The sequence below is a fragment of the Anaerotaenia torta genome (assembly GCF_050433395.1).
Lineage (GTDB): Bacteria > Bacillota > Clostridia > Lachnospirales > Lachnospiraceae > Mobilitalea > Mobilitalea torta.
The window spans coordinates 741,695-755,179 of sequence record NZ_JBNPXH010000001.1 but is presented as its reverse complement, the minus strand read 5'-3'; the positions used below and the strand labels follow the sequence as shown (position 1 = coordinate 755,179).

Sequence of the window (13,485 nt, the reverse complement as noted above, 5' to 3'; positions counted from 1 at the left end):
GTCACTATGCTTGAATCAGCCCTGCCACGCTGGCATGAATCCTCTTCGCAATATAGGAATTATTCATGGTATACAGGTGAATTCCGTCCACACCCTGGGAGACCAGATCTACGATCTGATCAACGGCATAGGCAATCCCCGCGTCCCGCATTGCCTCCGGGGAATGCTCAAAGCGCTGCATCATCTTCGTGAATTTGGCTGGCAGGCTGGCGCCGCACAGCGTAACCATGCGCTCAATCTGCACCTTATTGACCACCGGCATAATTCCCGCCTCAATCGGCACGGTAATTCCTGCAATCCGCGCCCGCTCCAGGAAGGAATAGAAATAGCTGTTATCAAAGAAAAGCTGGGAGATCAGATGCTGCGCCCCTGCATCCACCTTGTTTTTCAGGTTATGAATATCCGTAATCAGATGATCCGAATCAATATGCCCTTCCGGGTAACAGGCCGCAGATACATGAAAACCGCCCCGTTCCCGGATATAGGATACCAGCTCCTGCGCATACCGGAATTCATGCTTGGGAGGAACAGCCGGATTAATATCTCCCCGGAGAGCCAGAATGTTATTAATCCCATTCTCCTGGAGAAGGTCCAGAATCCGGTCAATCTCCTCCCTTGTATAGTTCACGCAGGTGAGATGTGCCAGCGGTTCTATCCCGTATTTATGCTTAATTGCAGAGGCAATATCACAGGTGGAAGTATCCCCTGCATTTCCTCCCGCTCCATAGGTAACGCTGATAAAATCCGGCTTCAGCCCCTGCAAATCATCCAGGGTCGCATAGATGGTATCGATGGAACTGGTCTTCCTGGGGGGAAATACCTCAAAGGACAGCACTGTCCGCTTTTTTGTAAATAATTCTGCTATCTGCATCAAAACTCTCCATTTCTTTTCTCTATGGTTCTCACCCAGCAGCGGCGGCGTTTATGCTGCCTGGTATCATAATGCTTCCACAGGGCCTGCACCTGATGGTTATTCTCCAGCTCGGGACCGGTCTCCGCGATTTCAAAGCCGTTCTTCCTGGCGGATGTTGCCATGGAATTCATTAAAACCGCCGTCATACCTTTATTCTGCATGTTCGGCAGCACTCCGATCAGATACAGGTCCAGCACCTTTGTCGTCTTTGCATAGGGAGCCCGGATGATCCGGTACCATCCAAGGGGCAGCAGCCTGCCGTTGCTTTTCTTTGCCGCCTTATTCAGAGACGGCATGGCAAGGCCAAAGCCCACCACCTGCTCCTCCTCATCCACCAGAAGCTTCAGATATTGGGGATTAATCATTAGAATAAACTGTTTATAATATTTCATGATCTGCCGGTAGGACAGCTTCACCGTACCGTATAGATTCTCATAGGTGATATTATATAAATCAAAAATCTTTGTAAGATAAGGCTTGATTTCACTCCGGCTCTTGGGTTCGATCAATCGCACCTTATACTTTTTAAGTACCGCGGCAGAAAGCAAATCAATCTTCTCATTGGACTCCTTCGGAATCTTCACCTGAAATTCCACCCAGTCGGTGTCCCTTTGAAATCCCATGGCTTCCATATGCTTTACATAATAGGGATGGTTGTAAATCGTAAGGAACATCCCTTCCTCCTGAAAGCCCTCCACCAGCATTCCTTCCTGATCCATGTCGGAGAAGCCCAGGGGTCCGTGAATCTCTGCCAGCCCTTCCTGCCGGCCCCATTCCATCACCGCTTCCAGCAAGGCTTCCGAGACCTTCGGATCGTCGATGAAGTCCAGCCTGGAGAAACGGATTCTCTTGGTATGCCATTTTTCATTGGCCGCTTTATTAATAATACCTGCAATTCTTCCGACACACCGGCCGTCCCGGTAAGCCAGAAACTGCTTCGCCCTGCAAAATTCGTAGGCAGGATTTTTCTTCGGACGAAACATGTCCCGCTCTTCCGACACCAGATCCGGAATGGCCTGCGGAACCTTTCCGTACAGCACCGTGGGAAATTCAGCAAATATCTTCTGTTCTTTCCTTGTTGTAACTTCTCTGATCTCTATCATCGCTATCCCCCTATATTTCGCTAAGCCCTATGACCTATTTTATATCAGGAACGACAATCGTGCAATCCTATGTTGATTTTTGTCTATAAAAATTATTTCCATCCGGCATTTCTTCCTTATTTGACTTCCAATCCCTGGAACTGTATAATTTGTACTAATCTGATCTAAATTTTTTTCAAAAGATCTGTAAGATATTTTTCTTTCCGTAGTCTTATAAACAAAGGGGTGAGAAAGTGACTGACATAGAACAAATCTATAAAACCTATTTCAACGACGTGTATTTCTTTATGTTGAAATTATCCCGGGATGCCCATATCGCGGAAGAAATCACTTCAGAAACATTTTTTAAAGCGATGAATTCCATTGATGATTTTAAAGGTAATTGTGAATTAAGGGTTTGGCTATGCCAGATCGCCAAAAACTGTTATTATTCCTATTTGCGCAAAAACAAGAGGATTGACACAGCACACGGCCTTAAAGAAGAAACGGTGAATATCGATATTGAGCAGACCCTGCTTGATGCCGAAGCGTCCATGACAATTCATAAAGCCCTGCATCAGCTTGACGAGCCTTACAAAGAAGTCTTTACCCTGAGGGTTTTTGGTGAATTAAGCTTTCGGCGAATAGCACATTTATTTGGAAAGACCGAAAGCTGGGCTTGTGTCACTTATCACCGGGCCAGGAAAAAAATTATAGACGGATTGGAGGATTATATATGAAAATGACCTGCGATGTGATAAAGGACTTATTACCATTATATGTTGAAAACATATCAAGCAATGATACCCGTATATTAATTGAAGAACATATTATCTCCTGTGAAAGCTGTAAAAAGGAGCTGGAGAAATTATATACGCCGAAAGAGCTTCCTCTTGATACCAATGCACTGCCCCTGAGAAAATTACAGAGAACCTTGTTCAAAAGAAAATATCTCACTATTTTCTTCTCAGCCCTGCTTACCGTACTGGTGTTGATTATAGCTATGGGATATATAACGGCTCCAAAATATATTCCTTACTCTGAAAATCCCATAACCATTACAGAGGATAATCGCTCTGTTATTGTACATTTTAAAGCTCCCGGGGCCAGATATCGAATTAGCAAATCCCGTGCGGAGGATAATTCCGGGTATGTCTATTCCATTTCGCTGTGGGACAGTGTATGGATCAGAAGTGTGTATAAAGATCCTTTTAAGGATTTTATATTAAATCCAAATGGGGAAACGGTATCCGGCGTATATTTTTCTTCCAACGATGGCAGTGAGGATATTTTAATATACGGCAAAGACCCGAATCCGGGCGGCAAAAGGATTACACTGCCCCGTTTGCTTTTATCCTATTACGCTCTCCTTGCTGCTCTCCTTGCCGCGATAGCTGGGACTGCCATGTTCTTTTTCCGCAATCATCAAAGGATAAAATCGATTGTATATAAATTTTTTGCATTGCCGGCGGCATATCTTTTGGGACATCTTTGCATTAAGGGCTTCTCTTTCCTCTCATACTCTGCTTCCCGTGATTTTTTTGCAATATTATTAGCTATGCTTCCGATTTACTACATTATGCTGATAATTGAAAAAATTACGGTCCGGCAGAAGGTTAAAGCAAAGCAAAACAAAGCGTGATACCATGCTATAACAGGCGTTCTTCGATAGAAGCCAGAATAGATAGAAGAACGCAGCTGCAGCAAATAAGACAGGGACATTCAGCCCTGTCTTATTTGCCATCATTTCAAATTAATTCCATCCATGTTATATAGCCTGAATATCAGTCATTCCGCTGTATCAGTCCCAGTCCTTATCATCTGTCTCATAGTCCATGATCGCACCGGTAACGGCATTCACCTCATATTCATACTCGGTTCCGTCAATATAAAACTCTATCTCATATACGGAAACACCGTCTTCCTTATCCAGCTTGGACTTTGTGAAGGTCACCTGGGATGCCTTATATCCGGCATGGCTCAGTACCTTTTCCTTGGCCTTGGTAATCCCAATCCGATCAGAGGCCTTGGATTTCGATTTTGCCTGTTTTGCTTCCTTTTCCTTGGAGGCGGACTTCTTCTGCTTCATTTTCTCCTGGGAATACTCTGTGATCCTGCCATTGGATGCATTGATCTCGTACTCGTATTTCTTATTGTCCCAGGTGAACTTGATTTCGTATTCCTCAGTTCCGTCCTCCATCTCCAGCTTTGCCTTCGTGAAGGTTACCTCTTTCGACGACGCTCCCGCATGATCGAGAGCCGTCTTCTTCGCTGTCTCCAAACTGATGCGGGAGGGAGCGGCAGATACGGAAAAAGCCGGAAGGCTGACACACAGCAGGAGCGCTGCTGCAAATACATATATTTTTTTCTTCCTGTTATTCATAAAAACACCTGCTTTCTATATGATTTATACTCATAGCATATCCCACAAAGATTAAAGCTACATTAAAGCAGATATTTTTTTTATTTTTATTTTACCGGAAGGCGAAAGGTAAAGATACTTCCTTTTCCCAGGGTGCTCTCCACCCCGACCTCACCCCTGTGGAGCCTGGCGATCTGTCTCACCATAGCCAGTCCCAGCCCCATGCTGCCGCTCTCATCCGCCGTACGGGCAGGGTTGGCCTGATAAAACCTGCTCCAGATCCGATCCAGATCCGCGGTGTCGATTCCAATTCCGTCATCCGCTACAGAAAGGAGGATATGGCTCCCCTCCCGTTCCAATGTCACCCGTATATTTCCCCCCTCTCTGCCGTACTGATAGGAATTGCTTAGCAAATTACTGAGCAGCCTTGTGATCAGGGTGCGGTCAACCATGGCATGAATGCCCGGTTCTATCTCCGCAAAAAGGCGGATCCCCTTTTTACCGCTTCCGGTCTGCTCCTCGCAGATCATCCCGGTAAGCTCGCTTAAATCCGTGTCCTCGAAGACCGCCTTGTCCACTCCCTGCTCCAGCCTCGTAAATGCCAGCAGGACGGAAATGATCTGCGACATCCGAACCGTCTGGCGCTGTACCGTTTCCAGGGCTTCCCGGTATTCCTCTTCCGTGAGAGAGCGCTCCAAAGCATACTCACATTGGGTAAGTATGACTGAAACAGGCGTGCGCAGCTCATGGGAGACATCCGAGGTAAATTGCTTTTCCTCCTCAAAGGAGACCTCCAGACGGCGGAACATGTGATCAAAGGTATCCGCCAGGCGATGGATCTCGTCCCTTCCTTCTCCCAGCGCAATTCTCTTGGAGAGATCACTGCCCTCGCTGATCTCCCCGGCAGCACGGATAATCCGGTCAATGGGACGAAAGGAGCTTCTGGTTATCTGATATCCTGCCAGTGCGGCAATCAGCACAATAAAAGGCAGCAGAATAAACGCCGCTCTCATAATACTTCCAATGATCCCGGCATTTTCATCGGCAGCAATAACTCCCCTGATCCACAGCTCCCCTCCCCCTTCCAGGACAACCCGCCGATCATAGCAGAAGAACTGCCGCCCCTGGGATTGAACCGTATGCAGCGTTTTGTCCTGCAAGGGTTCCTCCGATTGAAACCCGGAAGGGATATGACCGTCGATCCGTTGTTTCTCCGCAGAATATATTATGGAGCTGACACCGCTTTTATAGAATGCAAAATCATCATCGATCTCTATCTCCCCATCCTCATACTCCAGTTCTTCCATATTGTCTTCCACTGCTCCGATCAGAGCATTCTTCGTGCCCCGTTCCGCAATATATTCACTGACAAACACCATGAAGCCGAGGACCAGCCCTGCCAGCAGCAGCATGAGCAGGGAATACCACAGAGTGACACGCAATTTGATGGACAGTTTATTCATAAATATAACCCTACGTTGCCGGCAACGTATCCTTTCTCACAGACTGCAGACCTTTATATCTCCCGCAGGACATAGCCGCTTCCTCTTATGGTATGAATCAGCTTCGGATCAAATCCGTCATCGATTTTCTTGCGCAGATACCGGATATAGACATCCACCACATTGGAGCCGCCCTCGTAGTCAAAGTTCCAGATATGGTTTTCAATTTTTTCTCTGGAGAGGACGATGCCTTTATTCCGGATCAAATATTCCAGCACGGAGAACTCCTTGGCCGACAGGAAAATCTCCTGCCCGGCCCGCTTCACCACATGCCGGGTGCAATCCACGGATAAATCAGCCACAGTATACACATTGGTTGACTCCCCTGCGCTTTCTCTTGTCAACACACGGATTCGCGCCAGAAGCTCCTCAAAGGAAAAGGGCTTCACCAGGTAATCGTTCGCTCCCGCGTCCAGCCCGGACACCCGGTCGGATACCGCGTCTCTGGCTGTCAGAAACAAAACCGGAGTCTTGTCACCTCCAGCCCTCATATGCTTCAGAACAGAAAGCCCATCCCTTTTGGGCATCATAATATCTAAGATCACCACATCATATTCCGCCATTCTCAGGCAGTCAAGAGCCTCCTCTCCGTCAAAACAGGCATCCACGCCGTAACCCTCCGCGGTCAGCTTCTTTAAGATAAGCCGATTCAAATCCCGCTCATCCTCCGCAATCAGTATTCTCATAGGAAGTCTCCTCTCCTGTGTTCTTGATTCATTATAACGTCACACAGCAATAAATTCAAATATTTGTTATAATTCAGCCTGCCGGGGCAGTTGTAACAAATATTTAATTAAAAAACCCGTTTTTTATTTACTTATCACCAAATTGTGGTACAATATTTGGTAAGGGCTGCAAAAATAGCGACAAGTAAGAAGTCCTTTAATTCTAACTAAAAGCAAAGGAGTGGAATGATTGTATGGTACTTGAAGGTAAAGTAGTTGTAGCACAGGGTGGAGGGCCCACTGCAGTAATCAATCAGTCTCTGGTCGGGGCCGTGCTGGAATCAAGAAAGTTTCCACAGATAACAAAGGTATATGGCGCAGTAAACGGTGTATCAGGCATTATCAACGAAGACTTCCTGGATCTGACCCAAGAAACAACCCATAACCTGGAGCAGGTAGCAATCACCTCCTCCTCTGCTCTGTTTTCCACCAGGGACAAGCCGGACACAGCCTACTGTAAGGAAATCTTCCGGGTATTCCAGGCTCACGGAGTCCGGTATTTCTTCTACATCGGAGGGAATGACTCCGCTGATACCGTCCGGATTGTTAATGAACAGGCGGAATCCTCCGGCTACGAGTTCCGTGCGATTCATATCCCCAAGACCATTGACAATGATTTGATGATGAATGACCATACTCCCGGCTATCCTTCCGCCGCCAAATTCGTCGCACAATCCTTCATCGGTCTGAACCTTGATAACCGGGCGCTTCCCGGTGTCCATATCGGCGTTGTCATGGGACGGCATGCGGGCTTCTTAACCGCAGCGGCCTCCATTGCACAGAAATATCCCGACGACGGCCCTCATTTGATCTACCTGCCGGAACGGCATTTTGTAATAGAGAATTTTGCAAGGGATGTAAAGGAAGTCTACGATAAATACGGACGCTGTATCATAGCAGTCTCCGAGGGAATCCAGGATGAGAACGGAGTTCCCATCGTAACCCGGCTGGTGAAAAGAGATACCGATGCCCATGGCAATACCCAGCTGTCCGGAACCGGCGCCCTGGGCGACCTGCTTGCACAGGAGATCAAGAACCGCCTGGGCATCAGCCGGGTGCGTTCCGACACCCTGGGCTATCTCCAGCGTTCCTTCATGGGGTGTACCTCCGAAGTAGACCAGCATGAAGCGCGAGAGGTGGGGGAGAAAGCGGCACAGTTTGCTATCTGGCATAATATAGACGGCTCCATCGTCATTAACCGCACCGGTTTTTATTCCGTGGATTACAAGATGACAGATCTTCGCAATGTTGCAGGCAAGACGAAGCTGATGCCCGACAACTTCATCAATGAGCGGGGCAATAATGTGACGGATGCCTTCAAATATTATCTGCAGCCTCTGCTGGGCAGTGATATGCCCCAGGCTCATATGCTCCGTGCACCGAGAGCGGAGAAGATATTGAATAAATAATAGACAAAATTCCCTCTTTTATCTGTTAAAAGAGGGAATTTTTCAACTTATTTCTTCTTTGTGGAACCTGCTGCCGCTGTTGCACCGCCTTTTTTCTTGGGGGCCTTTTTCGGATTCTTATCTCCCATGATGCCACCTCCTTTGTTTGATTTTATGCCGTACATTAAGGCTATTGTACCTTCAATTCAGCATAAAGTCAAACAAATTTTACCCACATAATTCGTCAAGGTGCTATTGGGTGTCAGGCACCCTTACTCAGCTTGGCGATGACATATAATATTACAAGAACCACAAGCGAAATGATAGTTCTGACCAGAAACTTTTCCTTTGTTCGTATCCCTATTTCTCCATGCATTGATCGATTTATCCCTGCAGAAAAATTAAGCATTGGGTGCTTCCTGTATTCGTTTATTTTTCTTTTCTCCTCATCTCTTTTATCCATTCCTTACCTCCCTCTTACAGCACAGCCAGAGGTGGATTTCACTCCTCCTCTGGCTGTTATTTTTCATTATTTTAAGCCTGCGCTTTGCCTATTTTAATAACCACATCACCGTCATCCGCTTGCACCGTCACCGTTGTCACCGGATCAGCAACACCTTCCAGCCTGCTTAAGGTTTCACGGCAGATATATTCTGCCCAGCCCTCGGGGAATTCACCCTCCGGCTCGATCAGAATCGTATCCATGATATCGCATCCCATCTGCTTTCTGGCATCCTGGATATTACGAACGATGTCACGGGCCAGACCTTCCCGCTTCAGCTCTTCTGTAATGGTCAGGTCCAGGGAAACCACGATCCCCTGATCGCTTGCCACATGCAGGCCTTCCTTCGCCTGATAGGTCACAAGAATAATATTCCCATCAAAGCTTTCTTCCCGGCCGTCAATATTTAGAAGGACTTCACTGCCTCTGAATTCAAAGCGCCCGCTTTTCACCGCCTTAATGATTTCAGGCAGTCTCTGAGGGTATCTGCTGCGGATCTCATTGAAATTAGGATCATACTTCACAGCCGCAACGCTTCCGATCTCATCCAGTATTTCTACATTCTTAACGTTCAATTCCTCCGCTATCACATCCTTAAATTCCTCAATCGTAGTATTCATGGCGAAATCTGCCACAACGACCTTAAGCACGCTTAAGGGCTGGCGGTTCTTAATTCTGTTCTTATTACGAATGGTTCTGGACAGATAGATGATTTTCTGCGTCAAATCCACCTGCTTTATTAATGCCTCATCCTTGAATGCCTCCGGAATCGCCGGCCAGTCCTCCAGATGAACAGAGAAGCCTCCCGTCAGGGTCTTATAAATCTTCTCCGCCATGATGGGCGCCGCGGGTGCAAATAATTTTGTCATATTGACCAGCACATAATAAAGAGTCTCGTATCCGTTCCGCTTGTCCTCCGACATACCGCTGCCCCAGAATCTTCTTCTGGACCTGCGGATGTACCAATTGGTAAGGCCATCCACCAGGGTTAGCAGTTCGCCCACATACCGGTTCACCTGATATGCATCCATGTTGGCAGTAACCGTCTCCGCCGCATTATAAAGCATAGCCAGAATCCACTTATCCAATTGGTTATTCGTCTTCGGTTCAACCAGGGCGTCAGGTTTGAAGCCGTCAATATTAGCATAGGAAATATAGAAATTACATGCATTCCAAAATGGCAGGATAATCTGCTGATACGCTTCCTGAATTCCGCTTTCATCAAAAAGCAGATCCCCGATCAGCATGGCATTGGTCTGGTACAGGTACAGCCGGAAGGCATCTGTTCCATGGGTTTTCATTAACTCCATGGGGTCCGTATAGTTCTTGGAGGACTTGGACAATTTCTTGCCGTCCTTCGCCAGAATTGTTCCGTGTACGATACAATTCTGGAAAGCGGGCTTATCAAATAAAGCCACCGCCAATACATGGAGATAATAGAACCAGCACCGGATCTGTCCCGTATACTCTACGATAAAATCACAGGGAAAATGGGATTCAAACCATTCCTTATTCTCAAAGGGATAGTGTTTCTGTGCAAAGGGCACGGAGCCGCTCTCGAACCAGCAGTCCAGCACCTCCGGCACTCTGCTCATGGTGCCGCCGCATTCGCACCGGAAGGTCACCTTGTCCATATGCTGCCTGTGAAGATCCGTCAGCTTCACCCCGCTGGCTTCATAAATCTCCTCGATGCTTCCGAACACCCTGCGTTCTCCGCAGGTATCGCATTCCCAGATGGGAATTGGGGTGCTCCAGTATCTGTTTCTGGAGATATTCCAGTCCCTGGCGTTGGTCAGCCAGTTTCCGAATCTGCCATGCTTTACGGTGTCAGGCACCCAATTGATTTCTTCGTTTCGCTCAATCAGGCGTTCCTTCACCTTATCAATATTGAAGTACCAGGCGTCCATTGCCTTATAGATCAGAGGACGCTTACATCTCCAGCAATGGGGATAATTGTGCTCAATGGTGCCGTCCGCAACCGCTTTACCGCTATCATATAGAAAACGAATCAGAGCAGGATTCGTCTCAATTACGTTTTTCTCATTGTCCACAGAATAGAAATCCCATACTTCTTCTGTGAATCTACCCTTTGCATCTACCGGATTCACCAAGGGAATATTGTTTTTCTTACAGGTCCAGTAGTCGTCCTCACCAAAGGCCGGAGCGGTATGCACAATACCAACACCGTCCTCAGCATCTACATAATCCGCAGCTACCACCCGGAAGGCTCCTTCTGCTTTCTTATCCGCAAAATAGGGGAACAGCGGCTCATAGCCCCAGCCTAACAGCTCGGTGCCCTTGCATTCCTTTACGATATCCGGCGTCTCTCCGAAGATCTTGGGATATTTGGACAGGGTGTTTTTACAGGAAATAAGAATCTCTCCGCCCACATTTACGAAGGCATAATCCAGCTTCTCCCCTACTGCCAGACACAGGTTGGAAGGCAGGGTCCAGGGTGTGGTTGTCCAGGCGAGGAGGTGCACCTTCTTCCCGTCTACTACCTGTTCCGTCTTGAACTTCACGATAATCCAGCGGTCCTGGCGCAAGCGGGTGGAATCCGACTCTCTGGTGTCCGAGATGGACAGGGAGGTCTCACAGTGCATACAGTAGGGAGCCACCCGGTAATCCCGGTAAATGTAGCCCTTGTCATAGCACTGCTTGAAGGCCCACATAACGCTTTCCATAAAGCTGGTGTCCATGGTCTTGTAAGCGCCTTCATAATCCACCCAGCGGGCCATCTGCTCTACGTATTCTTTCCATGCCTCGTTGTTATTGGAAACAATCTCATAGCATTTTTCATTGAATTTATCAATACCAAGGCTCTTTTCAATCTCATTCTTGTCCTCGATGCCAAGGGAGATCTCCGCCTGGTTCTCAATGGGAAGCCCATGACAGTCCCATCCCCACACACGGGGCACCTTATAGCCGCGCATCGTCCAATAGCGGGCGGTCATGTCCTTGATAAATGATACTAAAACGGTACCGTGATGCGGTTTTCCCGTGGGGAACGGAGGGCCGTCATAGAATACTACTTCCCCTCCTTCTTTCTCTTCAACGGATTTCTCAAAGACTTCATTATCCTTCCAGAATTGCAGAACGTCCGGCTGCATTTTCGCATACTCCGGTTTTCCTTCCAGTTCTTCATATTTCATGTGCTTCACCTCTGCATCAAGTTTTGATTTTCATTCTACCATTTCTGCCAAAGAGTGTCAATCTGCTCCTATTTCTGATTGTTAAACCGATTGTTGAAAACGATGCCTGATCCTTCGTCTTATTACCGGCAGTCTACAACCGGATATAATACAGAATAATATCCGAATAATTTCCATCCCCCAGAAGAAATCCTCCCGGGATCACACCAAGCCTGGTGAAACCGATCTTCTCATACAAATGAATTGCCGCGTGGTTGGTACTTACCACCGCATTGAACTGCATAAGCTGAAAGCCCTTATTCTTCGCTGTCTCCAGGCTGTGGCAGACCAGCTTTTCCCCAACCTTGTGCCCGCGGCAGCTGGAACTGACTGCGTAGGAAGCATTGGCAATATGACCGCAGCGTCCGATGTTATTGGGATGCAGGATATAAAGTCCCACAACCTCATTCTCCAAAACCGCCACCCCGGTATACGTCTGGGAAGCGAAGAACTCTGCTGCCTCCTGCAAGGTCAGCCGGTTCATCTGGGGAAATGCATTGGCCTCATCCACCACCCGGTTCCATATTTCTATCATAGAAGGCAAATCTTCTAATTGATAGCCTCGAATTATTAACTCCATTTGTATTCTCCTGCTTCCGTAAGATAATTAATCTCCGATAAATTATGAAATTTCATAAAACGTTTAAAGCAGCGATCCATTTCCTGATACAGCTTCTTTGTCGGGCGGACTCCCTGCTCCAGCCAGATATTCTTAACCTCCAGCCGCTTGTGCTTATAAAGGGCGGTTACCTCTACCCTGGCTATAAAACGCTCCCCCTGGATCATCGGAAGGACATAATAGCCGTACTTGCGCTGCTCCTGGGGAGTATAAATTTCCCATTTATAATCAAAATCAAAGAGCTCCTTGATCAGCTTTCGATCCCACATCATACAATCCAGCGGTGCAATCAGCTCCATCCGCTCCTTCTCCCCACCGTTCTCCAACATCTGTCTGAGCAAGTCTTCATCAGAACGGACGCAGTAAAGCCGCTCCTTACACCCTTCTACCTCCAGGCCGATTAGTCGCCCCTCTTCCAGTAGCTCTGCAAAGGCGGCATTGCGTTCCGGTGCTTTCAAATTCCAGATATTCAACCATGCATCCGAGGGTCGGTTCCACAGAAGCCCGACCGCGGAGATACGTCTGAGAATGCGCCATTTCAAATGATCCAGCTCTCTGGGATAAGGCTCCTGTGCCTCCAGAAGCTCCTTCGGTATATAATCCTCAGAAAGGGCATAGTATTTGTTGGTTCCTTTCTTATGGTGAACAATCAGCTCCCCGCGAAAATACAGGCTTTCCAGTGCTACCCTGGACAGCTTGGAGCTGCTCCAGTACCAATCCACCTTCTCTGCAAAGCCGATGTCCTTGGAGCTGACAGCACCCTCGCTCCTTATAATTTCTCTAACCTCCGGCGCAATCTTATCCACCTCTTCCCGTCCCCGGCCCCACTCCCGGTAGCCCTGACGAATCCGCTCAAAATAAGGCCAATCCGCTATAGGAAGAATGGCCAGGTTCTTATCAAAGAAATCAATCAGCCTGCGATCCTCATATAAGAGCTCATAAAGCATCTGCTTCGTGAAGCCCTGAATTCTCGACTGTAATACCAACTCCGCATTTTTCCCGCATACATCGATGGGATCAAACTGAATGCACCCGCACTGACGGATGTATTCCAGCACCCCTTCCTTTCCGATAAAGCGATGCTCTCCCATTAACCCCTGCTTATATAAAATAAACTTCCTCGCCTGCTGTTTCGTGAGCGCCGTAATCATCCCTTCTCCCCTCATGTAACTTCTGATTTTATTTTCTGTAAGCATATCCT

Annotated in this window: 12 protein-coding genes; 3 read left to right on the top strand and 9 right to left on the bottom strand. The window is 47.6% G+C overall.

Going from position 1 to position 13,485, the window contains the following annotated elements; genetic code table 11:
* Positions 1-4: 4 nt before the first annotated feature.
* Positions 5-871, bottom strand: a complete 867-nt coding sequence (gene metF, locus HNQ56_RS03285; protein ID WP_429142785.1) for a methylenetetrahydrofolate reductase [NAD(P)H] — start codon at positions 869-871, stop codon at positions 5-7.
* Positions 871-2,016, bottom strand: a complete 1,146-nt coding sequence (locus tag HNQ56_RS03280; protein WP_429142782.1) for a hypothetical protein — start codon at positions 2,014-2,016, stop codon at positions 871-873. The genes metF and HNQ56_RS03280 overlap by 1 nt, the downstream gene beginning before the upstream one ends.
* 233 nt (positions 2,017-2,249) lie before the next feature.
* Here HNQ56_RS03280 and HNQ56_RS03275 point away from each other — a divergent pair, with 233 nt between their 5' ends.
* Both HNQ56_RS03275 and HNQ56_RS03270 read left to right on the top strand, forming a co-directional pair.
* Positions 2,250-2,735, top strand: a complete 486-nt coding sequence (locus HNQ56_RS03275) for an RNA polymerase sigma factor (RefSeq protein WP_429142781.1) — start codon at positions 2,250-2,252, stop codon at positions 2,733-2,735.
* Positions 2,732-3,637 (top strand): zf-HC2 domain-containing protein, encoded by a 906-nt coding sequence (locus tag HNQ56_RS03270; RefSeq protein WP_429142779.1) that lies wholly within the window; start codon positions 2,732-2,734, stop codon positions 3,635-3,637. Before HNQ56_RS03275 ends, HNQ56_RS03270 begins: the two co-directional genes overlap by 4 nt.
* 159 nt (positions 3,638-3,796) lie before the next feature.
* Here HNQ56_RS03270 and HNQ56_RS03265 read toward each other — a convergent pair whose 3' ends face one another.
* From HNQ56_RS03265 to HNQ56_RS03255, 3 genes are all read right to left on the bottom strand, one after another.
* Positions 3,797-4,378 (bottom strand): PepSY domain-containing protein, encoded by a 582-nt coding sequence (locus tag HNQ56_RS03265; protein ID WP_429142777.1) that lies wholly within the window; start codon positions 4,376-4,378, stop codon positions 3,797-3,799.
* Between the two features lie 86 nt (positions 4,379-4,464).
* On the bottom strand, positions 4,465-5,820 hold the full coding sequence (locus HNQ56_RS03260; protein ID WP_429142774.1) for a sensor histidine kinase: 1,356 nt from the start codon (positions 5,818-5,820) through the stop codon (positions 4,465-4,467).
* 53 nt (positions 5,821-5,873) lie between these two features.
* Positions 5,874-6,545, bottom strand: coding sequence for a response regulator transcription factor (locus HNQ56_RS03255; protein ID WP_429142772.1), 672 nt, complete (start codon positions 6,543-6,545; stop codon positions 5,874-5,876).
* Positions 6,546-6,778: 233 nt separating this feature from the next.
* On the opposite strand from HNQ56_RS03255, the gene HNQ56_RS03250 reads away from it, so the two are divergent.
* Positions 6,779-7,993 (top strand): 6-phosphofructokinase, encoded by a 1,215-nt coding sequence (locus HNQ56_RS03250; RefSeq protein ID WP_429142769.1) that lies wholly within the window; start codon positions 6,779-6,781, stop codon positions 7,991-7,993.
* Positions 7,994-8,234: 241 nt separating this feature from the next.
* On the opposite strand, the gene HNQ56_RS03245 is transcribed toward HNQ56_RS03250, so the two are convergent.
* From HNQ56_RS03245 to HNQ56_RS03230, 4 genes are all read right to left on the bottom strand, one after another.
* Complete coding sequence (locus HNQ56_RS03245; protein WP_429142766.1) at positions 8,235-8,435, bottom strand: hypothetical protein; 201 nt, start codon at positions 8,433-8,435, stop codon at positions 8,235-8,237.
* A gap of 71 nt (positions 8,436-8,506) precedes the next feature.
* Positions 8,507-11,626 carry an isoleucine--tRNA ligase gene (ileS, locus tag HNQ56_RS03240; RefSeq protein WP_429142764.1) on the bottom strand — a complete coding sequence of 1,040 codons (3,120 nt, stop codon included), beginning with the start codon at positions 11,624-11,626 and terminating at the stop codon, positions 8,507-8,509.
* 133 nt (positions 11,627-11,759) lie between these two features.
* Complete coding sequence (locus HNQ56_RS03235) at positions 11,760-12,245, bottom strand: GNAT family N-acetyltransferase (protein WP_429142762.1); 486 nt, start codon at positions 12,243-12,245, stop codon at positions 11,760-11,762.
* Positions 12,236-13,480 carry a winged helix-turn-helix domain-containing protein gene (locus HNQ56_RS03230; protein ID WP_429142759.1) on the bottom strand — a complete coding sequence of 415 codons (1,245 nt, stop codon included), beginning with the start codon at positions 13,478-13,480 and terminating at the stop codon, positions 12,236-12,238. Before HNQ56_RS03230 ends, HNQ56_RS03235 begins: the two co-directional genes overlap by 10 nt.
* Positions 13,481-13,485 lie beyond the last annotated feature (5 nt).